This window comes from Kitasatospora sp. NPDC056273 (assembly GCF_042268845.1).
In the GTDB taxonomy this organism is placed as follows: domain Bacteria; phylum Actinomycetota; class Actinomycetes; order Streptomycetales; family Streptomycetaceae; genus Kitasatospora.
This window is the reverse complement of sequence record NZ_JBHJSJ010000018.1, coordinates 103,486-126,495: the sequence shown is the minus strand read 5'-3', so window position 1 is coordinate 126,495 and position 23,010 is coordinate 103,486. Positions and strand designations below refer to the sequence as shown.

The window sequence follows — 23,010 nt, the reverse complement described above, 5'->3', positions numbered from 1 at the left end:
GGTCCCGCCGGGCCGGGCGCCGGGGCCTCCGCCCGGGGCGCGATCCCGCTCCCCCTGGCGGGGGATCTCGGCGGGCGGGGGCTCCTCCGGGGGGCCTCTCCGGGCGGCGGGCTCCGGCCTCAGGCCATCCGGTGGATCACCCGGTCCTCCTCGTCGGTGCGGCCGTCCGGGTCGGCGACCAGCCCGAGCCGCTCGGCGAGCCGGCGCGAGGGCAGGTTGTCCGCATGGATCAGGGCGACCACCGGGACGCCGGGGTGGCGCGGCAGCGCCTCCGCCATCGCCGCCCGGGCCGCCTCCGCCGCGTACCCGAGGCCCCAGGCGGACGGCCGGAACCGGTAGTAGAGGTTGAACACCCGCTCCCCGTCCAGGGTGTGCAGGTAGAGCCCGGCGAACCCGATCACCGTCCCCGGGTCCTCCCGGGTGGCGACGGCGCAGTACCCCACCCCGTCCCGCACCCAGTCGGCGACGAACCCGTCCAGCATCTCCCGCGCCTGGACGAGCTCCCGCTGCGGCCCGTGCGGGTTGTACCGGTTGGTCTCCGGATCCCCGTGGATCGCGAACACCGCCTCCACGTCCCCCTCCCGCGGCCGCGTCAGCACCAGCCGCTCGGAGATGGCGACGACGGTGCGGGCGGTGTGGTCGGTACGGTCGGTGGTGGTGGTGCTCATGGTGCTCCCCCGTGTCTCACGTAATAGGTCCATCGCAAGATAGACCATTACCCCGACACCCGCCCGCCCATTTTCCGCCCGCTACAGGATCGGCTCACACCCGATCGCCTGGCCGCCGGCCGTGAGGAACTGCTTCCAGGCCTCGTCGGAGGTGGAGAACAGGTGCCCCAGGTGCCTGATCGCGCCGATCCGGAAGTAGACGGGGCGACCGTGGCAGGTCACCACGATCTCGTCCCGGGGGAGGGACCCCACCCAGCGGGCACGGCCGAACGCCGGCCTGGTGTCCCGCTCGGTGGCCTCCGGCCGGAGCCGGGACTCGGTGGCGATGACGAGGGAGGAGGTGCTCCCGTACGCATCCTCAGGCGTGATCTCGCAGGTCCACAGGGGATCGGATCCCACGGTCACGGCCTCCCTGTAGCGCTTGTCGGGCGAGCGCTGGACGGAGACCCCCGGCAGGCCGCAGACCGCGTCGCCGTCGAGCTCCCGCTCGGTGGCGGCCGGGGCCAGCTCGTGCAGGACAGGCAGCGGCGCTTTGCCGCAACCGCGCTGGTCCGCGATGCGGTCGGCCGCCGACACGGCGAGCCGGGCGAGCTTCAGCGGGTCGGGATCCTTCCCGGAGTACGCGGTGACCCTGGCCCAGAGCCCGTTGGGGCAGCCCTCGGGGAGCAGTGCCCACGCCTCGTCGCCACGGACGGCGCCGACCGCGCCACCGTTCGCCGAGGCGGCGAACGTCCGGGTGCCGGGAGGGATCGGGAGGTGGAACACATCCTTGCTCTCGCCGAGGGACACCCGGATGTTCCGGTCGTCACCGAACATCCCGCCGGCCACCTGCACGGTGCAGACCGCCGTGCCGCGGCTGACGTTCCCCTCGTACGGCTCCGCGCTGACCTTGCCCGACCCGAGCGCTTCGTTCACCGCCCGTGAGCTCACCACCTCGTCGCACACGCTGTCCGGCCCGAACCTGTTGGTCATGTCGTCCGCCAGCAGCGCCCACCCGGCGACCCCCAGCCCGGCCACCAGCCCGACCGCCGCCACTGCCATGACCCCGGCCCGCACCCGCAGCCCCCGGGTGGTGAACCCCCGCCGGTCGAGCGCCGCGTCCATCCGCCCGACGGGGCCGTTGGCGGAGCCGTTCTTGTCTTCCATGGTGTGTCGTTCCCCGGTTGATGCTCGGTCGGTCGGATTCAGGCGTGCTCCTGCGGGCGGCCGGTCGTCAACCGGCCGCCCGCAGGAGGGGAGGCGTCACAGGATCGGCTCACAGCCGATCGCCTTGCCGCCGGCGGTGAGGAACTGGCGCACCAGGTCGTCCTGGTCGGGGAAGAGGTAGCGCTTCTCAAGCTGAGAGGAGTACCCGCCGGTGACGGTGAAGAAGACGTCCTTGCCCTGACAGCTCGTGACGAGCGTTCCGCCGGCCACCCACTGGGCCCGACCCAGATCGGAGGCCGTACCGTTCTTCCGACCCAGGGCGGTTGTCTGCGGCTCGGTGGTGATCGCGAACTGCTGCACCCGGCTATCGCGTCGCGGGTCCCCGCCGATCGTGCAGGACCAGATCGGGGCGGTGGCGGTGGTGACCTGCTGTGGTATGCGCCACCGGGCCTCGGGGTTCTTCGCGGGTGCGAACCCCGGCAGGCCGCAGAGGTTGACCCAGTCCGGGTCCGAATCGATGCCCTTCTCCGACAGGCTCGCCGGTGCCGGGGGCACCCCGTTGCCGCATCCGCGCGCCTTGGCCACGTCGTTGGCGAGGGCTACGGCCAGCCGGGCCCTGGTCTCGTCCTGGCCGGTCTCACTGGTGCGGACCTCGGCTCGAACGCCCTTCTCGCACCCCTCGGGGAGTACGGCCCATGCGACGTCCGGCGTCACCGAACCGGCAGAGTCACCGGAGAACAGCCGGGCGTCCGAGGAGGCCAACGCGCCCGGACCGTCATCGGTGTTGTGGGTGATGGTGAACTGTGCGACCGCCGTGGAGGTCTGGAACAGGCCGGAAGTGACCCTGGTGGTGCAAGTGTTCCCGGTGTAGTTCTCCGTGGCGGAGTAGCGACCCTTGCTCTCACTGATCCGCCCCGACCCCAACAGGTGGTGCACCTGGTCCGCGGTGACCGCTCCGTCGCACACACTGTCCGGCCCGCCGAGGTTCGTCAGCCGGTACAGCCCGAACCCCACCGCCCCTACCGGAACGAGGGAGAACGCCACGAGTACGACCGCCAGCCGCACCCGCAGCCCCCGCGTGGTGAACCCCCGCCGGTCGAGCGCCGCATCGACGCGCCGGGCGAGGCCCGTGGCGGAGCCGTCGGGCTTGTCGTCGTCCTTCGTTTCCACGATGTGCTGTCCCCTGTGTGTTGCTCGGTCGGCCGGAATCACGCGTGCCTCCGTGGGCGGCCGGTCGCGAACCGGCCGCCCGCGGGAGGTGTCAGAGGATCGGCTCGCAGTTGATCGCCTTGGCACCGGCGGTGAGGAACTGTTCCCAGGTCGTCTTGCCGATGAGGTCCCGGAAACCGTCCACTTCGAACCGGAAGCGGGTGGGCCGTCCCTGGCATGTCGCCATGACTTCGTGTTGCCCGACCCAGTGGGCTCGGCCGAAGGCCGGGCCGGGGTCGAGGGTCCACGGCTGGACGAGGCGCGGATCGGTGCCGATGGAGAAGGTGATCGCGGACCTGAGGTCCGCGTCCGAGTGGATCCTGCAGGCCCACAGCGGATCGGTCGCGTTGGTCACGGTCTCCTGATAGACGGGGCCACCGGGAGTGTCGGGCATCGTCAGCCCCGGCAGGCCGCAGACGGCGTCGCGGTTGAGGGGGCGGTCCGCACCCGCCGGGGTGAGCTCGCGCGGTGCGGGGAGCGGCGCCCCGCCGCAACCCTGTTGTGCCGCGACGCGGTTGGCCACCGCGGTGGCGAGCCCGGCGAGCTTCCGGGCGTCGGAGGACCGGGACTTGACGGTGGCCCGCTGCCCGTTGGCGCAGTCCTTCGGGAGCAGCGCGAAGCCGTACGACGACTTGTGCACGGCGCCGGCCGCGCCTCCGTTCGCCGAGGCGGCGAACAGCTGGGACTCCGCGTCGTATTTGAACCTGGCGAGGTCTCCGGCCTTGGGGAGCTCGATGACGGCGAACCGGTCGTTGCCGAAGATCCCGTTGCTCACCATCGCCGCACAGGACGCGCCGGGGGTGTCCAGCTTCCCGTCGCCGTACATCGTGGCGCTGACCTTGCCCCACCCGAGCGCGTCGTTCACTTCGTCCGCGCTCACCGCGCCGTCGCACACGACGTCCGGCCCGAAGGCGTTCGTCAGGTTGTCCGTCAGCAGGAGCGACCCGCCGCCCAGCGCGGCCAGCACCACCGTCACCACGATCCCGCGCCAGGGTCGTTGCAGCCGGTAGCGTGGCTCGTCGGGGTTGTCGGAGTTCTCTTCGTGGTTGGTCTTCTTGGTCTTCACAGCGCTCACCCCTTGCCGAACGCGCCTCGGTAGGCCTTGTCGATCCCGGTTTGGTAGGCCTTCCCCACGTCGAGTACCAGCTGCTCCGTCACAGTGCCCGTACGGTCGGCGGCCTCGGGGTCGATGCCGTACTGGCTCGCCTTGTCCACGATCATGGCGTCCAGCTGCTGTTGCCCCCCTGAGTACCGGGTGCTCACGCTGGTCGTGGTGGCGGTGTCGATCTCGGCCTTGGCGTTCTCGGCGTACTTGGCAGTCCCGACATCAACGAGGCGCTGCGCCATGTCGCCCAGCGGCACCACTTGGGAGACTCCCGGTAGAAGAAGCCCCGGGACCACGTTCGCGGGCGTTCCGATCGCGTGGTACGCCATCCTCTGCTGCCAGTCGATGCCCGCCTTCTTCGCGTCCGCGTGGTCGACGGTCGCGTTGACGAACGCCGCGTCGAGCGAACCGAGGACCTTGGAGGACTCCTGTGTGAAGGCGGACAGGACGTGGTTCGGGCGGCCCGTCTTGTCGGGCTCGAAGGCCTCGGGCCCGTACGTGTCGAGGCGGCGGGCGATCTCCCTGGTCTCTGCCTGGTGGATGATCCGGAACGTGTCCGTGTCCTCCAGGGCGCCGCGGACCACGCGCAGCAGTTGCTCCGGCTTGGCGGTCAGCCCGTTCGGCTGGGACGGGTTCTGCAGATCCTTGCCGAGGATCTCGTGCATGTCCGGGGCGTAGTCGGCGAGCATCCTGGCCATCGGCTTGCGGAGGACCTCGGGTACCGGGAGGCTGTCGCCGGGCGTGGTGCCGCCGACGGTCTTGAGCGTCTCGTCCATGATCCGCGCGCTGACCTTGTCGTGCGGGGCGGGGTACCGGGAAGCGTCGTGGCTGGTCGTGGCGTTCTCCAGCATCTCGGCGAACATCTCGTGCGAGGTGTCGCGCAGGACGTCTCCGGGGAGCTTGCGCTCCTGGCCCTCGTCGAGCCAGCCGCGGTCCTTGAGCAGGTGGACGAGGTTCTTGTTCTGGCTCGGGTCGAGGAATTCCTGGGCAGTCTCCCGGTCGCCCCTCATCAACCTCAGCAGCGGGGCGAGGGGGTCGCCCTTCGTGGGGTCTTCGGTGAATGCCGGGCCCCACAGATCCACGCCCTTGGCCTTGCTGGAGGCCTCGTAGTCGAGCAGGTCGGTGCCGACCCTGCGGACGAAGGCCTGGTCGAAGGTCCCCTTCGTCTCCATGAGCGCGGTGAGCGCCGGGTAGTTGTCGTTCAGCCCGCCGGCCGGACCGCCCTGGCGGCGGGCAGCCTGGAAGAGGCCGTCCTCCCAGGCCTTGCCCATGCCGGCGTCCCGGGTGCCGGTGGCGAGGACGACGGCGAGGTTGCCGTAAACGTCCTGGTAGCCCTTGGCGTTGTGGCTGCCGTGGGCCAGTCCGTCGAGGACCTTGGTGTAGTCCAGGAAAGCCTCCGGGCCGGTCTTCCCGCCGATCTGGAGGCCGTTGAGCAGGGTGGTCGCGAATTCCCTGTTCTCCGCGTTCGCGGTCAGGAGGGCCTGCAGCTGCCGGAGTTCGTCGTCGGAGAGGTCGTACGCCCTGGCCATCAGGTCCCGCGCCCGGTTGGCGTCGGGGGCCGGGCCGGTGCCGCCAGGGGCGGGGTTGAAGGCGGTGTCGCTGGTGCCGATGTCGCTCTGGAGGTGGAGGGCGGCCCGCTGGTCGGCGGCGGTGGCCTTCTCGACGGCCTTGCCCAGGCGGTCCGCGACGGCTTTGGCCTTGGCGGCCATGTCCCGTGCCAGCACCTCGCCGTCCGTGTCGTTGCGCGCGTCCTTCGGCATGCTCCAGCTGACCGTGCCGTCCGCGGAGACGGTCAGATCCTGGGTCTGCGCGTCGTGGAGTGCTGTGTCGAGGTCACGGCGGGCGGCGGCGAAGTCCTCGGCGGCGGTCTTCATGACCGCGGCGAGGGCGGTGGCGACGGCCGAGGCCTGTTTGAAGTCGCCGTCCATGTCCTGGAGCTTCCTGGTCGCGCTGTCGGCGGCATCGCCCTTCCAGCCGGCCCGCTGTGCGGCGGTGGTGAGGTCCTTGGCGACCCGGCCGTCCAGGGCGGTGAGGGCTTTGGCGACGCCGGCCCAGGCCTCGGCCGCGTCGCTGACCCCGGAGAAGTCGGCTTCGTGCAGTTCCTTGAAGGACACCATCTGTCTTTCCCCCTTCTGGTGTCTACCGGGTGGCGCGCAGGTCGGCGGCGGTCGTGATCTCGTTGGAGTGGTAGTTCTGCCGGGTCTGCTCAAGGCCGTCGGCGGCGTTGGTGAGCTTGTCGTGCAGGACCTTGCACTCCTTCAGCCACCGCTCCGTGGCGCCGGTGAGTGCGCCGCTGAAGGCGAAGCCGCGGATCTTCGTCGACGCGGTGCTCGCGTACTCGGTGAGGCTGTGTGCGCCGGGGCCGGCCTTGCCGTTGGCGCTGTCGAGGTCGGTGGCGATCTGTCGGGCCATCCCGGCCGAGGCGCTGAGTTCGTACGGGGTGTCCAGTTGGGTGGTGACCTTGCCGGGGTGGATGAAGGGAAGGGCCGGCACGGTGCCGCCGTTGGACGAGGGCGGCGCGGGGTCGGCGTAGGGGGAGTCCTTGGCCGAGGCGAGCTCCAGGCCCGGCACCGGGTCCTTGGCCGGTGCGACCGGTCCGGTGACGAAGTTCGGGTTACCCATGTGCGCGGAATCCTCCCCAATCGGCAAAGCGGCCGCTCCCCTGCGGCATGACGACCGTACAGGGAGCCTCCGTCAGTGCACCGACCCACCCTCCGTGATTCCGTGGGCGCGGGGAGTGTCCGGGTTCACCGGGCGTGGGTCGAGGGGGAATTGGCGGCTCGGCGCGGGCGTGGAGGTCTTGTTACCGGCGGGTCGCTTGCCTATCATCCCGAGTGTGACAGCTTTACTGTCAAACCCGTCGGGAAGGGTTCAGCAGCCAGTGGGTGACGCGAGCAGGGCGCCGGAGGCCGGGGGGCCGTTGGCGGGTGTGCGGGTGGTGGAGCTCGCCGGGATCGGGCCGGGGCCGTTCGCGGCGATGCTGCTGGGGGACCTCGGGGCGGACGTGGTGCGGGTGGACCGGCCGGAGCCGTCGCCGCTGGGTACGGACCCGGCGTACGACCTCAGCAACCGCAACAAGCGTTCGGTGCTGATCGACCTGAAGTCCCCGGAGGGCCCCGGGCGGGTGCTGGAGCTGGTCGAGCGGGCGGACCTGCTGATCGAGGGGTACCGGCCGGGTGTCGCGGAGCGGCTCGGGGTCGGCCCCGAGGTGTGCCTGGCGCGCAATCCGGCGCTGGTGTACGGGCGGATGACCGGCTGGGGGCAGCACGGCCCGCGGGCGGCGACGGCCGGGCACGACCTCGGGTACGCGGCGGTCGCCGGGGTGCTCGGGATGGTGGCGGCGCCGGGCGGGGCCGAGGAGGCCCCCGGCATCCCGGCCAACCTGCTGGGCGACTACGCGGGCGGCTCGCTCTACCTGGTCGTCGGCCTGCTCGCCGGACTGCACCACGCCCGCGCCACCGGCGCCGGGCAGGTGGTCGACGCCGCGATCGTGGACGGCGCGGCGCACCTCGGCTCCATGCTGTGGGGCCTGCTCGCGGCCGGCCACTGGCAGGACCGCCGGGGCGTCAACCTGCTGGACGGCGGCGCGCCGTTCTATGCGGTGTACCGGGCGGCCGACGGCGGCCACCTGGCCGTCGGCGCGCTGGAGCCGCGCTTCTACGCGGAGTTCGCCCGGCTGCTGGAGCTGGGCCCGGACGCGCCCGGCCAGTACGACCCGGCCCGCTGGCCCGAACTGCGCGCCCTGATCGCCGCCCGCTTCGCCACCCGGACCAGGGCCGAGTGGGAGGCCGTCTTCGCGGGCTCCGACGCCTGCGTGGAACCGGTCCTGACGATGCGTCAGGCCGCCGTGGACGCCCATCTGTCAGCGCGCGGGACGTACGTCGAGGCGGACGGCGTCACCCAGCCGGCCCCCGCCCCGCGCTTCTCCGCCACGCCGGGCGCCCTGCGCCGCCCGCCGGCCCGGCCGGGCTCGGACACCGCCGAGGTGGCCCGCGACTGGGGCGTCCCCGCCCTCGATCCTGACGTACCGGTCCCAGGGGCCGGCGGCACCTTCCCCAACTCCACGGCAGAGCAAGGAGAGTAGCGTTGCAGCGCGAGATCTTCACCGAGCAGCACGACGACTTCCGGGCCACCGTGCGGGCCTTCCTGGCCAAGGAGGTGCTGCCGCACTACGACCGCTGGGAGAAGGCCGGCATCGTCGACCGCTCCGCCTGGCTCGCGGCCGGCCGCCAGGGCCTGCTCGGCCTGGCCGTCCCCGAGGAGTACGGCGGTGGCGGCACCCCGGACTTCCGCTACGCCGCCGTACTGGCCGAGGAGTTCGCCCGGGCCGGCGCGTCCGGACTGGCGATCGGTCTGCACAACGACATCATCGGCCCGTACCTCACCTCGCTCGCCACCGAGGAGCAGAAGCGCCGCTGGCTGCCCGGCTTCTGCTCGGGCGAGCTGATCACCGCGATCGCGATGACCGAGCCCGGCACGGGCTCCGACCTCCAGGGCATCCGTACCCAGGCGGTCGACCAGGGGGACCACTTCCTGCTCAACGGCGCCAAGACCTTCATCTCCAACGGCATCCTCGCCGACCTGGTGATCGTGGTCGCCCGCACCACCCCCGAGGGCGGCGCCCACGGGCTGAGCCTGCTGGCCGTCGAGCGCGGCACGCCCGGTTTCGAGCGCGGCCGCAACCTCGACAAGATCGGCCAGAAGGCCCAGGACACCGCCGAGTTGTTCTTCGAGGACGTCCGGGTGCCGAAGGAGAACCTGATCGGCGAGCTCAACGGCGGCTTCGTCCACCTGATGCAGAACCTCGCCCAGGAGCGGCTCACCATCGCCGTCGCGGCGATCGCCGGCGCCGAGTACCTGGTCGAGATCACCACCGACTACGTCAAGCAGCGCGAGGCCTTCGGCCGTCCGCTCGCCAGGCTCCAGCACGTCCGCTTCGAGATCGCCGAGCTGGCCACCGAGTGCGCCGTCACCCGCGCCTTCGTGGACCGCTGCATCACCGAGCACAACCGCTGGGCGCTCACCCCGGCGGACGCCTCGATGGCCAAGTGGTGGGCCACCGAACTGCAGAAGCGCACCGCCGACCGCTGCCTCCAACTGCACGGCGGCTACGGCTACATGAGCGAGTTCCCGGTCGCCCGGGCGTTCACCGACGGCCGCATCCAGACCATCTACGGCGGTACCACCGAGATCATGAAGGAGATCGTCGGCCGCTCCATCCTCGGCTGATCGCCCCCGTCCTTCCGAACCCCCAGAGTCCCCGCCCCGAACAAGCCCCCCGCCCCGAAAACCCGCTGAAAGGCGTTCCCACCGTGACCACCGAAGCGTACGTCTACGACGCGATCCGCACCCCGCGCGGCCGGGGCAAGGCCACCGGCTCGCTGCACGGCACCAAGCCGATCGACCTGGTCGTCGGCCTGATCCACGAACTGCGCGGCCGCTACCCCGGGTTGGACCCGGCCGCGATCGACGACATCGTGCTCGGCGTGGTCAGCCCGGTCGGCGACCAGGGCTCCGACATCGCCCGGATCGCGGCCATCGCGGCCGGCCTGCCCGACACCGTCGCCGGCGTCCAGGAGAACCGCTTCTGCGCCTCCGGCCTGGAAGCCGTCAACCTGGCCGCCGCCAAGGTCCGTTCCGGCTGGGAGGACCTGGTCCTGGCCGGCGGCGTGGAGTCGATGTCCCGGGTGAAGATGGCCTCCGACGGCGGCGCCTGGTTCGCCGACCCGATGACCGCGTACGAGACCGATTTCGCCCCGCAGGGCATCGGCGCCGACCTCATCGCCACCATCGAGGGCTTCTCCCGCACCGACGTGGACGCCTTCGCCGCCGAGTCCCAGGCCCGCGCCGCCAAGGCCCAGGCGGACGGCCTGTTCGACCGCTCGGTCGTCCCGGTGCGCGACCGCAACGGCCTGGTCGTGCTGGAGCGCGACGAGTTCATCCGCCCCGGCACCACCGTCGAGACCCTGGCCGGCCTCAAGCCGTCCTTCGCCGGCATCGGCGAGGCCGGCGGCTTCGACGCCGTCGCCCTCCAGAAGTACCACTGGGTCGAGGCCATCGACCACGTCCACCACGCGGGCAACTCCTCCGGCATCGTGGACGGCGCCGCACTGGCGGCCATCGGCAACCGCGAGGTCGGCGAGCGGTACGGGCTGCGCCCGCGCGCCCGGATCGTCTCCGCCGCCGTCTCCGGCTCCGAGCCGACCATCATGCTCACCGGCCCCGCCCCGGCCACCCGCAAGGCGCTCGCCAAGGCCGGGCTCACCGCCGCCGACATCGACCTGGTCGAGATCAACGAGGCCTTCGCCGCGGTCGCGCTTCGCTTCATCCGCGAACTCGGCTTCCGCCACGACCAGGTGAACGTCAACGGCGGCGCGATCGCGCTCGGCCACCCGCTCGGCGCCACCGGCGCGATGCTGCTCGGCACCGTGGTCGACGAACTGGAGCGGCGCGACCTGCGGTACGGCCTGATCACCCTCTGCGTGGGCGGCGGCATGGGCATCGCCACCATCGTCGAGCGCATCTGAGTCCACGCGTCGCCCGCCGCCTCCCTTCGTGGGACACGCTGCGCGTGGTACCTCCCTCTGCAGACCGGTAGACCGGTAGACCTGGAGAACTTGATGAGCGACACCACCACCATCCGCTGGGAGCAGGACCAGGACGGCGTGGTCACCCTCGTCCTCGACGACCCCACCCAGTCCGTCAACACCATGAACGAGGCCTTCACCGCCGACTTCGAGACCGTCGTCGGGCGGCTCGCCGCCCTGGCCGCCGCGGACGCGCTGCGCGGCGTGGTGATCGCCTCCGGCAAGAAGACCTTCTTCGCCGGGGGAGACCTGCGGATGCTCTCCGCCGCCCGACCCGAGGACGCCGAGGCCGTCTTCGAGAAGTCGATGCGGATCAAGCGCGCGCTGCGCACCCTGGAGACCCTCGGCAAGCCGGTCGTCGCCGCCGTCAACGGCAGTGCGCTCGGCGGCGGCCTGGAGCTCGCCCTCGCCTGCCACCACCGGATCGCGCTCGACACCCCGGCCAGCCGGATCGGCCTGCCCGAGGTCACCCTCGGCCTGCTGCCGGGCGGCGGCGGAGTGGTCCGTACGGTCCGGCTGTTCGGCATCACCGACGCCCTGCTGAAGTTCCTCCTCCAGGGCCGCCAGTACCGCCCGGCGCAGGCGCTGGAGCACGGACTGGTGCACGAACTGGTCGACACCCCGGAGGAGTTGACCGCCCGCGCGAAGGCCTGGATCGAGGCCAACCCGACCGCCGTCCAGCCCTGGGACGTCAAGGGCTACAAGATCCCCGGCGGCACCCCGGCCACCCCGGCCTTCGCCGCCAACCTGCCCGCCTTCCCGGCCAACCTGCGCAAGCAGCTCAACGGCGCGCCCTACCCGGCCCCGCGCAACGTCCTGGCCGCCGCGGTGGAGAGCGCCCAGGTGGACGTCGACACCGCGATGACGATCGAGGCCCGCTACTTCACCGAGCTGGCCTGCGGGCAGACCAGCAAGAACATGATCCAGGCGCTGTTCTTCGACATGCAGGCGGTCAACTCCGGCGCCGGACGCCCGAAGCACGTCGAGAAGCGGCCGGTCCGCAAGGTCGCGGTGCTCGGCGCCGGGATGATGGGCGCGGGCATCGCCTACGCCTGCGCCAAGGCCGGCATCGAGGTCGTGCTCAAGGACGTCGGCATCGAGGCCGCCGAGCGCGGAAAGGCCTACTCCGAGGGGCTGTTGAACAAGGCCGTCGCGCGCGGGCGCTCCACCGAGGCCGACCGCGACGAGCTGCTGGCCCGGATCACCCCCACCGCCGAGGCCGCCGACCTGGCCGGCTGCGACGTGGTGATCGAGGCGGTCTTCGAGAACACCGAGCTCAAGCACAAGGTGTTCCAGGAGATCGAGGGCGTGGTCGGCCCCGACACGCTGCTCTGCTCCAACACGTCCACCCTGCCGATCGGCCTGCTCGCCGAAGGCGTCGAGCGCCAGGGCGACTTCATCGGGCTGCACTTCTTCTCGCCGGTCGACAAGATGCGCCTGGTCGAGATCATCCGCGGCCCGCGCACCGGCGACGAGGCGCTGGCCCGCGCCTTCGACCTGGTCCGGCAGATCGACCGCACCCCGATCGTGGTCAACGACTCCCGCGGCTTCTTCACCTCGCGGGTGATCGGCCAGTTCCTCAACGAGGGCGTCGCCATGGTCGGCGAGGGCATCCACCCGTCCAGCATCGAACAGGCCGCCGCCCAGGCCGGCTACCCGGCCAAGGTGCTCTCCCTGATGGACGAGCTGACCCTCACCCTGCCGCGCAAGATCCGCGACGAGTACCGGCGCTCGGTGGAGGCCGTCGGCGGCAGCTGGACGCCGCACCCGGCGGACGCGGTGGTCGACCGGATGGTCGACGAGTTCGGCCGCCCGGGGCGCAGCGGCGGGGCGGGCTTCTACGAGTACGGCGAGGACGGCAGGCGCGGGCGGCTCTGGCCGGGGCTGCTGGAGCACTTCTCCGGTGCTCCGGCCGGTGCTCTGGGGGACGCCCCGGGGGACGTCCCGTTCGAGGACCTCAAGGAGCGGATGCTGTTCAGCGAGGCGCTCGACTCGGTGCGCTGCCTGGAGGAGGGCGTGCTGACCTCGGTCGCCGACGCCAACGTGGGCTCGATCCTCGGCATCGGCTTCCCGGCCTGGACGGGCGGCGTGTTCCAGTACATCAACGGGTACGAGGGCGGCCCGGCCGGCTTCACGGCCCGCGCCCGCGAACTCGCCGCCGCGTACGGCGAGCGGTTCGCGCCGCCGGCGCTGCTGGAGCGGGTCGCGGCCGAGGGGCGGACCTTCACGGACTGACCGGTCGGCCTGTCGACCTACCGATCTGCTGACCTGCTCGGACCTGGGTGAGGCCGTGGCCCGTACGGCCTCACCCGGGTTCCAGGCCCGACTCCAGGCCCGATTCCTGGTCCGACTCCCGGCTCAGCTCCTCGCCGAGTTCCTCCCGGAGCGAGCGCTGGAAGGCCGTGACCAGCGCCTGCGCCACCATCGGCTGGATGTGGTCCGTCAGCGCCCGCATCCGGGCCAGCTCGGCGGGCGCGGGCTCGCTCTCCCGGTACGGCTTCCACACCGTCTCGCGGAACAGCCGCTGCAACTCCCGTGCCGTCGCCCGGCTGTGCTCCAGCACCACGGCCCGGGCGGCCAGCAGCGTCTCCAATGGGATCGGCACGTCCAGGATCCGCACGCCCAGCGGCAGCAGCCCGGGATCCACCCGGAACACCTCCGGATCCCGCGTCCGCTCCAGCGCCCCCATCGCGGCGAGCCGCTCGACCTGCCCCTCCGTCAGACCCCGCCCGGCCCGCCGCTCCAGCTGCGCCCGGGTGACCTCCTCCGGGGTCTCCGGCGTCCACGACGCCACCAGCGCACGGTGGATCGCCAGGTCCAGCGGCGTACTGTCCTCCGGCAACCGCGCCAGGTACCGCTCGATCGCGGCCAGCGTCAGGCCCTGCCGCTGCAACTCCTCGATCAGCTCCAGCCGGTCCAGGTGGGCCGCCCCGTACAGACCCACCCGCCGCGGCCCCAGCTCCGGCGGCGGCAGCAGCCCCTTCGTCCCGTAGAACCGCACCGTCCGCACCGTCACCCCGGCCCGCGCCGCCAGCTCGTCCACCGTCAGCCGCACTCCGCCCCCCACCCCGCCGTGCTCCCCCATCCGCCGCCTCCCGCGCTGGCACACTCCTGCTGTGACAGCAGCAGTGTGACAGTGGTGGGCGGGCCGGTCCACCGATGCGGGCGGCGGGCGGCAGGCGAGCGGCGGGGGTGTGCGGGAGTGCGGGCGCGTGCGGACGCGTGGGGGCGCTGACGCCGACGCCCCGGCCGTCCGCCGGGGGACCGGCTTCGGGCAGGGGCGTCGGGGTTGCGGCGTCGGGGTTGCGGTGGCCCGGGGGGTCAGGCGAGGGCGGCGTGGTGGCGGCGGGTGACCTCGGGGTGGGCCCTGGTGTAGCCCTTCCACTCGTTGAGGCCGAAGTCGGCGAAGAGCGGGTTGGCCGGGTCGGCGGTGGCGCCGGGGGCGTGGTGGGCGAGCGGGAAGTCCAGCGGCTCGATGTGGGCGTCGAGGCGCGGGTTGTAGAAGAACGGCACCGAGAAGCGCTCGCGGGCGCCGACCGGGCTCACCACGCGGTGGTTGGTGGCCTTGAGGTAACCGTCCGTGGCCACCTCCAGCAGCTCGCCGAGGTTGACGACGAAGGCGCCGTCGAGCGGCGGGACCTCGAGGAAGGTGCCGTCCGCGCGCTCGACCTGGAGGCCGCCGACGGTGTCCTGCAGCAGCAGGGTGATGAAGCCGTAGTCCTTGTGGGCGCCGACGCCCTGGCCGGCGCCGTCCGGGGCGGTGCCGGGGTAGCGGACCAGCTTGAGGCGCAGGTGGGGGTGGCCGGCGAAGGCCTCGTCGTAGAAGTCGGGGCGGGCGCCGATCGCGGCGAGGAGTTCGTGCAGCAGGCGGCGGGCGACCGCGCCGAGGTGGTCGATCCAGCCGAGCGCGGCGGTGCGCAGCTCGGGGAGGGCCTCGGGCCACTGGTTGGGCCCCTCCAGCCACCAGTACGGGGGCTCGCCGCTGCCGGGGACGTGCGGGGGCAGCTCGGCGCCGATGTCCAGCTGGTCGCGCCAGTCCTGGCTGCCGCCGGTGCGCTCGTCGCCGGTGCGGGTGTAGCCCCGGTAGTGGGGGGAGTTGAGGTTGCTCACGGCGAGCCGGTCGGCCTCGGGGAGGGCGAAGAAGGCGCGCATGGCCCGGGCGAGCGCGGCCGTCTCCTCCGGGGTGACGCCGTGGCCGACCAGCTGGAAGAACCCGACGCCGGTGGCCGCGGCGCGGAGCTCGTCGTGCAGGCGGCGGCGGTCGTCCGGGCTGCCGTCGGCGAGCGAGAGGTCGATCACCGGGAGGGCGTCTGCCGAGGGGGCCTGCGCCGAGGGGGAGCCGGTGCCGGTGCCGGTCTCGGATATGGGCGTGTACTGCTGCGTCATGTGTGACATCCGCTGGGTCTCGTCCCGGCTGGTCCCGGTGGTCGACCGGGGGCGGCCGGAGCTGTGCCTGGTGCGGCGGGTGCTCCGGGGCCGGGAGGTGGTGGCGGCCGGGCAGGGGTCGCCGTTGAGGGTGGGTGGCGCGAGGTTCAGCCGGAGCGTCGACAGGACATGGTCGTCACGCGGAGCAGGTCCACGTGGCGGCGGCGAACAAGGATGAGCACCCCACCAGCCTAATTGACCCGTTCTGCGGCAGGCGAGCCCCCTGCAGCGGAGGGCCACTCGCCATTTGTCGGTGATCTATCAAGTTGTGGGACGGTGGTGCCGGAGTGTGGGCGGTGGCGGCTCCTTTCGGGAGTCGTTCAGGAGTTGTTGAGGTAGGCCAGGACGGCCAGGACCCGGCGGTTGTCGTCGTCGGAGGGCTGGAGGTCGAGCCGGACGAAGATCGACGCGGTGTGCTTGGCGACGGCCCGCTCGGTGATCACCAGCTGTTGGGCGATCGCCGCATTGGACCGGCCCTCCGCCATCAGTCCGAGCACCTGCCGCTCGCGCGGGGAGAGCGTGGAGACCGGGCCGGCCGAGGAGTTATGGGTGAGCAGCCGGGTGATCACCTCCGGATCCATCGCGGTGCCGCCCTGGGCGACCCGCCGTACGGCGTCGATGAACTGGGTGCCGTCCATCACCCGGTCCTTGAGCAGGTAGCCGATCCCGCCGGTGCTGCCGGCCAGCAGCTCGCGGGCGTACAGCTGCTCCACGAACTGCGACAGCACCAGGACGGGCAGGCCCGGGTGGGCCTGACGGGCCGCCAGCGCCGCCCGTAGGCCCTCGTCGGTGAAGCTCGGCGGCAGCCGGACGTCCACCACGGCGATGTCGGGCCGGTCCGCGGCCACCGCGGCGAGCAGCTGCTCGCCGTCCTCCACCGCCGCGGTGACCTTCATGCCGTTGGCCTCCAGCAGCCGGGTCAGTCCGTCCCGGAGGAGGAAGAGGTCTTCGGCGATGACAACGCGCACGGGATCTCCAGGTTCACGATGGTCGGCCCACCGGGCGGGCTGCTGATCGCGAGCACCCCGTCGAAGGCGGCCAGTCGGCGTTCGGTTCCGCTGAGGCCGGTTCCCCGGGACGGCTCGGCGCCGCCGCGCCCGTCGTCGGTGACCGATATCCGCAGCAGCCCGTCACTGTGCCCTATCTCGATCCACACTCGCGAGGCCCCGGCGTGCTTCACCACATTGGCCAGCAGCTCCGTCACCGCGAAGTAGGCGGCCGACTCCACCGGGGCGGGAGCCCGGCCGGGCAGGCCGCCGGTGAAGCCGACCGGCAGCGGCAGGTCCAGCACCGTCGCCCGCACCGCGTCGGCCAGGCCGCGGTCGGCGAGCACCGGGGGGTGGATCCCGCGGACCAGGTCCCGCAGCTCGCCCAGCGCCTTCACCGAGGACAGCCGGGCCTCGGCCAGCAGCGGCCCGAGGGCGTCCGGGTCGTCCTTCAGCTGCTCGGCCACGGTCAGCAGCATGCCCAGTGCGACCAGCCGGGCCTGCGCCCCGTCGTGCAGGTCCCGCTCGATCCGGCGCAGCTCGGCCGCGCCGGCGTCGATGGTGTCCGCCCTGGTCCGCGCGAGATGGCTGACCTGGCGGGCCAGCTCGGCCCGGCGGGAGGGCCCGAGCAGGGCCCGGGCGGCCTTCTCGTGGATCCGCAGGGCCGGCGGGGCGGCCCACAGGACGGCCAACGGGGCGATGGTCAGGCCCATCGAGTAGACGACGCCCAGGGCGAAGAACGGTCCGTTCCGGCCGAAGACCTCCAGGGCGACCGGGGTCAGCACGACGATCGCGGCGGTGAGCAGCACGGTGGCGCCGGTGAGCAGCGTCCAGGCGAAGTCCCGCCAGGTCGCCGGGTCGGTGAGCCAGCCGCCGGCCCGCAGTCGCGGCCAGGCCCCGGCGCGGACCGGCCGGCGGTACGGCACCGGTATCGGCCGCCCGCTCCACTTCCCGACGGTGCGCCTGCTCTCCGTCGCGATCCAGCGGGCGCCGAACAGCCCGAGCACCAGCAGTGCGGGCGCCAGCCAGACCGAACCAGACCGGCCGCCCGGCGCCGCACCGCCGTAGAGGTGGGCCGCCATCAGCGCTATCGTCCCCGGAGCGAACAGCGCGGCGCCGACCGCCCGGCCGCCGCCCCCGGTGGCCCAGCAGAGCGCCCACAGGGCGACCGGTGCCATCGGCACCGCCAGGATCAGCGGCCCGCCCGGGGTGAAGCCCCCGGGCTCGTCCGGACCGAACAGCGCGGTGGCCAGCAGGACCGGCCCCGCCAGCAGTGCGAGGAACCCCGTCACGGCCAGCGTCACCGCGTACCAGGCGCGCACCCCGTCCGCACACGCCCGGCCGACCCGCAGGGCCAGTCCGTTCAGCACTCCCGCGTCCATGACGCGCCCCCTCTCCCTTGCGCGGCCCCGCCCGGAGGCCGCGGTGCCGCGGCCCGAAGCCGCGGTTCCGAAGCTGTCGTTCCGGGGCCCCGCGGACCCCGGTTCCGATCTTTCGCTGGGTCAGTCTGCCCGGCCGGGGCCTCTGGTGCTCTAGGCCTGAACACCCAGTTCGGGGTGTATCTGGATACACCCCGCAGAGGCCGTCCAGACGGCTGTCGGCACCCCGCCGCCGATTCGTAGCGTGATGTTCCGTCAGCCGGCCCGGGCTTCCCGGGGCCGGACGCCCAACAGTGGAGGGCCCGTGAACGCGCCGATCATCCGGATCCGCGGCGTCAGCAAGACGTACGACCGATCCGACGCCGCCCGTCCCGCCCTGGCCGGGCTCGACCTGGAGGTCCGGGCCGGAGAGGCACTGGCCGTGCTCGGCCGTTCGGGCAGCGGCAAGTCCACCCTGCTGAACCTGATCGCCGGCCTCGACCGCCCGAGCGAGGGCGAGGTGGAGGTGGACGGCGTCGCCGTGCACCGGCTCGGCGAGGCCGCGCTGGCCGAGTACCGGCGGGCGCGGATCGGCATGGTGTTCCAGTTCTTCAACCTGCTGGACGACCTGACCGCGGAGGACAACGTGCTGCTCCCGGCCCAGCTGGCCGGGATGCGGCGGGAGCAGGCGCGGGCCCGGGCCGGGGAGCTGCTGGAGCGGCTGGGGGTGGCCCGGCACGCCAAGGCCTTCCCCGGCCGGCTCTCCGGCGGGGAGCGCCAGCGGGTCGCGGTCGCCCGGGCGCTGATGAACCGTCCGCCGCTGCTGCTGGCCGACGAGCCCACCGGGGCGCTGGACACCGCCTCCGCCGCCGACGTCCGCGACCTGCTGCGCGGGCTCAACGCGGAGGGCCAGACGATCCTGCTGGTCACCCATGACACCGCGCTCGCCGAGGCCTGCGCCGACCGGACGATCGAACTGCTCGACGGCCGGCTGGTCCGGGACACGGCGGCCGTGCCGGCACCGGGCGGTGGCCGATGAGCGCGCTCGGCAAGGTGGTGCGCGCCGGGGTCGGCCGCCGGCGGGTGCAGACCCTGGTGATGGTGCTCACCACGATGGTGTCCGTGACGGCGTGCATCCTCGCGCTCGGGCTGCTGGTCGCCGCCCAGGGCCCGTACCAGCGCTCCTTCGCCGACCAGCGCGGCGCCCACCTCAACGTGCTGTACGACCGGGCCAGGGCGAGCCCCGCCCAGCTCGCCGCGACGACCCACGCGCCCGGCGTGACGGCCTCGGCCGGCCCCTACCAGGCGGTCGCCGTCCAGCCGCGCTCCGGCCCCGATACCCGGATCCCGCCGGCCGGAAGCCCGCTGCCGCCGATGACGCTGGTCGGCCGCGCCCAGGACGGCCCGCTGGACGGCCTGCGGATCACCAGGGGCCGCTGGGTCGCCGGCCCCGGCGAGGTGGTGTTCCTGGACGGGCACTCCCCGCTGGCGGTCGGCGACAGCATGGAGTTCCCGGAGCTGCCGGGGCACCCGACGCTCAAGGTCGTCGGCCTGGCGGCCTCGGTCTCCTGGAGTGCGGACGGCTGGGTCGCCCCGGAGCAGGTGGCCGGGCTGACGGCGCCCGGAACGGAGCCCTCCGTCCAGTACCTCTACCGCTTCGCCCACGCCGGCGGCGACGCCGAGGTGGAGGCCGACCGCGCCGCACTGGCCGCCGCGGTCCCGGGCGGGGCGCTCGCCAGGGCCACCTCCTACCGGCCCGCCCAGGAGGAGGCGAACCGGACGGCCTCGACCTTCGTCCCGTTCGTCACGGCCTTCGGGGTGCTCGGCCTGGCCATGTCGGTGCTGATCATCGGAGTCGTGGTCAGCGGCGCCGTCAGCGCCGCCACCCGGCGGATCGGCATCCTCAAGTCCCTGGGCTTCACCCCGGCCCAGGTGGCGCGCGCCTACGTCGGCCAGGCGCTGATACCCGCCGGGGTCGGCACGGCGCTCGGTGTGCTCCTCGGCAACCTGCTGTCCGTACCGGTCCTCGGGCTGGCACACAAGGCCCTGCGCGGCGGGCTGCTCGGCATCCCGGTCTGGGTGGACGTCGTGGTCGCGGTGGCGGCCCTGGGGGCGGTGGCGGGCACCGCGCTGGTACCGGCGCTGCGGGCCGGGCGGCTGCGGACGGTGGAGGCGCTCGCGGTCGGCCGGACGGCGCCGGGCGCCAAGCGGGCAGCCACCCGCGGCACGGTCGGCGGGGCGGGGGCGGTGGGCCCGGTGTCCCGGGCGCAGGAGCTGATCGGCCGGCTGCCGGTGCCACGGGCGCTCAGCCTCGGGCTGGCCTCCCCGCTCAACCGGCCGGGCCGCTCGGCGACCACCGGGGCCGCCGTGGTGCTCGGCACGGTCGGGGTCACCCTCTGCGTCGGCCTGACGCTCTCGCTGGGCTCGATCCAGGACGGTCTGGCGGCCGACCGCGCGGGCAAGGTGGTGGTCCAGACCCCGTTCGACGGCGCCGCGCCGTCCGCCGACCACGTGGACGAGGCGGCCGTGGCCAGGGCCGTCGACTCCCGCCCGGGCACCCGGGCCTGGTACAGCACCGTCCCGACCCCGGCCGCCCTGGCCGGCAGCACCGGGCGCTCCGAAGTGGTCGCGTTCAGCGGCGACACCTCCTGGAGCGGCTTCCAACTGGTCTCCGGCCGCTGGTTCCACGGCCCCGGCGAGGTCGTGGTGGCCGCCGCCACCCTGCGGGCCACCCAGGCGAAGGTCGGTGACACCGTCACCCTCACCGACCACGGACGCAGCACCCCGGCGAAGATCACCGGCGAGGTCCTGACCACCAACGACCTGGTGTTCACGGACCGGTCCACGCTGGCGCCGCTCGGCGGCGCGATCCACGCCGAGGCGCTCACCTTCCACATCGACCTCACCCCGGGCACCGATGCGAAGTCCTACGCCGACGGGCTGGACCAGGCCGTGAAGCCGCTGGGCCTGAGCGCCGACCCCGGAGAGGAGCACCTCAGCATCGTGGTGCTGGCGATGAACACCCTGGCGGGCACGCTCACGCTGCTGCTCTCCGTGGTGGCGGGACTCGGGGTGCTCAACACCGTGCTGCTGGACACCCGGGAGCGGGTGCACGACCTCGGGGTGCTCAAGGCGCTCGGGATGTCACCCCGGCAGACCGTCGGCATGGTGCTCACCTCGGTCTGCGGCAGCGGGCTGGCGGCCGGGGTGATCGGGGTCCCGATCGGCATCCTGGTGCACCACCGGGTGATGCCCGCGATGGCACGGGCCGCCGGAATCGGGGTGCCGGACGCCGACCTCGCCGTGTTCGCCCCGTCGGTGGTGGGGCCGCTGATACTCGGCGGCCTGGTGCTGGCCCTGCTCGGAGCCGTCCTCCCGGCCACCTGGGCGGCCCGCACCAGGACGGTCACGGCGCTGCGGACGGAGTGACGACGCGGGGGAGGGCCAGGAGAGGAAACAAAACCCGGTACCCGGCCCCGTCTGGGAACCCCCCGTAAGGCTCCCAGACAGGGCCGGGCCGGGCAGGGCCGACCCAGGCCGTCCGATCAGGCCCGGACCAGGCCCGGATCAGGACAGCCGTGCCGCCGCGTACGCCTCCATGGCAGCACGCTGGTAAGCGGCCAGGCCCGGGGCGATGGCCTCGTACGCGGCGCTCCACTGCTCGTTCTCGGTGCAGGAGCGGGCGATCGCCAGGTACTCCTCGGTCGAGACGGACCGGAAGTCGTGGAGCAGCCGGTACTCCTCCTCGACCGTGCTCTGCACGGCCTCGGCGTCGGCCGGGTGGCCGGCCGCCTTCAGCTCCGCCAGGCGGATCATGCGGGCGGTCCGCTCGCGCTGCCCGGCCTCGATCTCGGCCGGGGTCATCGCGGCGGTCGCGCGCCGGGCCGCCTCGGCGTGCTCGGGGAAGTCGCGCAGGCTCGCGTCGACGTCGTCGGGCTGGATGCCCTCGAACAGGTTCTCGGGGCGGTTGATGGTCATGGGTGTGCCGTCCTTCTGGGAGCGTTCCAGGTCGGCGATCGTGCGGGAAACGGTGGCGGCCAGGGCGTCGAGCCGGTCGCGCTCGGCGACCAGCCGCCGGCGGTGGCCCCGCAAGGCCTCCAGCTCGTCCACCTGATCGCTCAGGATCCGGGCGATCTCGGTCAGCCCCACGCCCAGCGCCCGCAGTACCAGGATCTGTTGCAGCTGGAGCAGCTGCCGCTCCTCGTAGTAGCGGTGGCCGTTGGAGCCGATCCAGGCCGGGGGCAGCAGCCCGATCTCGTCGTAGTGCCGCAGGGTCCTGGCCGTCACACCGGACATCCGGGCCACCTCGGCGATGGGCCAGGCCATGGTTGCCTCCCTCGTTTCCACGTCCCACGTTCGCGTGGACCAGGGCCGGTTCTCCGGCCCTGGTCATGACGGTAGAAGCTGCCGCTGCGGCAGCTTCAAGCCCGGGACTTCCACGCTGCCCGCACGTTGTCGTACGGCCGCTCAGCCCTCGCCGAACCAGTCCAGGGACTGCCCGTGCGGTCCGGTGAAGGCCACCGGCCGCTCGTCCAGGGCCAGCGCGAACAACCCGGCGACGGCCGCCGGGCGGGGGAGGCGTCGGGCGACGGCCGGCAGCACCGAGACGGCCTCGTTGGAGATCCAGTGCCCGGGCAGCTCACGCATCGTCGCCGCGAACTCCTCCCGCTCCTCCGGCGGCAGGTACGCGAGCACCGCGCTGTGGAACACCACCGGCGTCGCCCCCGCCGGGGCCCGCGCGACCAACTCCCGTACCGTGGCGTTGAGATCGCCGCGCACCAGCAGCGGCGGTTCGGCCCGGGCGACCCGGACGGCGCCGCGCAGCCGCTCCAGCCGGTGGGTTTGCTCGGGCCAGACCAGCGACTCCAGCCAGCGCATGTCCTCCTCGGCCCGCACGTCCAACGGATTGAGGTCGATCCCGGCCCGCCACACCACCTCGGGCAGCCGTTCCCGCAGGGAGTCTGTGAGCGGCACCGGCCCGCTCACCACGCAGTCCAGCGTCACCGGGCTCGCGGCGGCGCCGAACTCGGCGACCGGGGCACCGGCCCCACGCTCATGTCCGTCCCCGTCCCCCTGCCCGTCCCCGTCCTGGTCCCCGGCCAGGTACCGGTACCGATACCGGTCCGGGTACAGGCAGAGCCCGGCCGAGGCGCCCACCTCGATCAGGGCGAGCGGCTGCGGCAGCGCGGCCAGCAGTGGCAGCAGGGTGGCGCAGCGGCCCGCCTCGTTGGTCTGCGTCCGCCGCTCCAGCATCGTCGCCGAGACCTCGGCCCACCGCTGCGCCGCCCAGTCGCGGAAGGCCGGCCAGCCCTCCGCCACCGGCCCACCCAGGTGCCGGACCGCGCCGAACAGAAGGTTCGGCTGCCGCTTCGCGGCCGGAAGCCCGTCCAGCAGTGCGCGCAACTGCCCGTCCCCGGCGATGCCTTCGGCCAGTTCCTGGTAGATCGGCGAGTTCCCGCGCGCCTCCCGCTCCGCGAACGCCCGGTAGAGCTCCTCCGTGTCGCCGCGCATCCCCCACCGGTCCTT

At 73.1% G+C, this 23,010-nt stretch carries 18 protein-coding genes; 6 read left to right on the top strand and 12 right to left on the bottom strand.

Going from position 1 to position 23,010, the window contains the following annotated elements; translation table 11 throughout:
- Nucleotides 1–119: 119 nt before the first annotated feature.
- The 6 genes from ACFCY1_RS18585 to ACFCY1_RS18560 form a co-directional block, all read right to left on the bottom strand.
- The gene (locus tag ACFCY1_RS18585) at nucleotides 120–668 is read right to left on the bottom strand and encodes a GNAT family N-acetyltransferase (RefSeq protein ID WP_375875243.1); all 549 of its coding nucleotides are present in this window, start codon (nucleotides 666–668) and stop codon (nucleotides 120–122) included.
- A gap of 81 nt (nucleotides 669–749) precedes the next feature.
- Nucleotides 750–1,814 (bottom strand): hypothetical protein, encoded by a 1,065-nt coding sequence (locus tag ACFCY1_RS18580; RefSeq protein ID WP_375875242.1) that lies wholly within the window; start codon nucleotides 1,812–1,814, stop codon nucleotides 750–752.
- 96 nt (nucleotides 1,815–1,910) lie between these two features.
- Entirely contained in the window at nucleotides 1,911–2,984 is a 1,074-nt protein-coding gene (locus tag ACFCY1_RS18575) for a hypothetical protein (protein ID WP_375875241.1), read from the bottom strand.
- A 91-nt stretch (nucleotides 2,985–3,075) separates the two neighbouring features.
- Nucleotides 3,076–4,089 (bottom strand): hypothetical protein, encoded by a 1,014-nt coding sequence (locus ACFCY1_RS18570; protein WP_049654667.1) that lies wholly within the window; start codon nucleotides 4,087–4,089, stop codon nucleotides 3,076–3,078.
- A 5-nt stretch (nucleotides 4,090–4,094) separates the two neighbouring features.
- On the bottom strand, nucleotides 4,095–6,245 hold the full coding sequence (locus tag ACFCY1_RS18565; protein WP_375875240.1) for a hypothetical protein: 2,151 nt from the start codon (nucleotides 6,243–6,245) through the stop codon (nucleotides 4,095–4,097).
- A 22-nt stretch (nucleotides 6,246–6,267) separates the two neighbouring features.
- Complete coding sequence (locus tag ACFCY1_RS18560; RefSeq protein WP_375875239.1) at nucleotides 6,268–6,750, bottom strand: hypothetical protein; 483 nt, start codon at nucleotides 6,748–6,750, stop codon at nucleotides 6,268–6,270.
- 259 nt (nucleotides 6,751–7,009) lie between these two features.
- Between ACFCY1_RS18560 and ACFCY1_RS18555 the strand changes: the two genes are divergently transcribed.
- From ACFCY1_RS18555 to ACFCY1_RS18540, 4 genes are all read left to right on the top strand, one after another.
- Nucleotides 7,010–8,212, top strand: coding sequence for a CaiB/BaiF CoA transferase family protein (locus ACFCY1_RS18555; protein WP_375875238.1), 1,203 nt, complete (start codon nucleotides 7,010–7,012; stop codon nucleotides 8,210–8,212).
- Nucleotides 8,213–8,214: 2 nt separating this feature from the next.
- Nucleotides 8,215–9,357 carry an acyl-CoA dehydrogenase family protein gene (locus ACFCY1_RS18550; RefSeq protein WP_375875237.1) on the top strand — a complete coding sequence of 381 codons (1,143 nt, stop codon included), beginning with the start codon at nucleotides 8,215–8,217 and terminating at the stop codon, nucleotides 9,355–9,357.
- An 83-nt stretch (nucleotides 9,358–9,440) separates the two neighbouring features.
- Complete coding sequence (locus tag ACFCY1_RS18545) at nucleotides 9,441–10,655, top strand: acetyl-CoA C-acetyltransferase (RefSeq protein WP_375875236.1); 1,215 nt, start codon at nucleotides 9,441–9,443, stop codon at nucleotides 10,653–10,655.
- Nucleotides 10,656–10,748: 93 nt separating this feature from the next.
- Complete coding sequence (locus ACFCY1_RS18540; protein ID WP_375875235.1) at nucleotides 10,749–12,950, top strand: 3-hydroxyacyl-CoA dehydrogenase NAD-binding domain-containing protein; 2,202 nt, start codon at nucleotides 10,749–10,751, stop codon at nucleotides 12,948–12,950.
- Nucleotides 12,951–13,020: 70 nt separating this feature from the next.
- Here the strand turns inward: ACFCY1_RS18540 and ACFCY1_RS18535 are convergent, their stop codons facing one another.
- The 4 genes from ACFCY1_RS18535 to ACFCY1_RS18520 form a co-directional block, all read right to left on the bottom strand.
- Nucleotides 13,021–13,800 (bottom strand): MerR family transcriptional regulator, encoded by a 780-nt coding sequence (locus ACFCY1_RS18535; protein WP_074002251.1) that lies wholly within the window; start codon nucleotides 13,798–13,800, stop codon nucleotides 13,021–13,023.
- A gap of 236 nt (nucleotides 13,801–14,036) precedes the next feature.
- Nucleotides 14,037–15,101 carry an isopenicillin N synthase family dioxygenase gene (locus ACFCY1_RS18530; RefSeq protein ID WP_375875234.1) on the bottom strand — a complete coding sequence of 355 codons (1,065 nt, stop codon included), beginning with the start codon at nucleotides 15,099–15,101 and terminating at the stop codon, nucleotides 14,037–14,039.
- A 359-nt stretch (nucleotides 15,102–15,460) separates the two neighbouring features.
- Nucleotides 15,461–16,108 carry a response regulator transcription factor gene (locus tag ACFCY1_RS18525; protein ID WP_049655241.1) on the bottom strand — a complete coding sequence of 216 codons (648 nt, stop codon included), beginning with the start codon at nucleotides 16,106–16,108 and terminating at the stop codon, nucleotides 15,461–15,463.
- Nucleotides 16,060–17,508 carry a histidine kinase gene (locus ACFCY1_RS18520; protein WP_375875233.1) on the bottom strand — a complete coding sequence of 483 codons (1,449 nt, stop codon included), beginning with the start codon at nucleotides 17,506–17,508 and terminating at the stop codon, nucleotides 16,060–16,062. The genes ACFCY1_RS18525 and ACFCY1_RS18520 overlap by 49 nt, the downstream gene beginning before the upstream one ends.
- 301 nt (nucleotides 17,509–17,809) lie before the next feature.
- Between ACFCY1_RS18520 and ACFCY1_RS18515 the strand changes: the two genes are divergently transcribed.
- Together ACFCY1_RS18515 and ACFCY1_RS18510 are read left to right on the top strand one after the other, a co-directional pair.
- Nucleotides 17,810–18,523 (top strand): ABC transporter ATP-binding protein, encoded by a 714-nt coding sequence (locus tag ACFCY1_RS18515; protein WP_234348522.1) that lies wholly within the window; start codon nucleotides 17,810–17,812, stop codon nucleotides 18,521–18,523.
- The gene (locus tag ACFCY1_RS18510) at nucleotides 18,520–20,913 is read left to right on the top strand and encodes an FtsX-like permease family protein (RefSeq protein ID WP_375875232.1); all 2,394 of its coding nucleotides are present in this window, start codon (nucleotides 18,520–18,522) and stop codon (nucleotides 20,911–20,913) included. Before ACFCY1_RS18515 ends, ACFCY1_RS18510 begins: the two co-directional genes overlap by 4 nt.
- A gap of 138 nt (nucleotides 20,914–21,051) precedes the next feature.
- Here the strand turns inward: ACFCY1_RS18510 and ACFCY1_RS18505 are convergent, their stop codons facing one another.
- Nucleotides 21,052–21,810, bottom strand: coding sequence for a MerR family transcriptional regulator (locus ACFCY1_RS18505; protein ID WP_375875231.1), 759 nt, complete (start codon nucleotides 21,808–21,810; stop codon nucleotides 21,052–21,054).
- A 141-nt stretch (nucleotides 21,811–21,951) separates the two neighbouring features.
- The gene (locus tag ACFCY1_RS18500; RefSeq protein WP_375875230.1) at nucleotides 21,952–22,995 is read right to left on the bottom strand and encodes a DUF2332 domain-containing protein; all 1,044 of its coding nucleotides are present in this window, start codon (nucleotides 22,993–22,995) and stop codon (nucleotides 21,952–21,954) included.
- Between the last annotated feature and the right edge of the window lie 15 nt (nucleotides 22,996–23,010).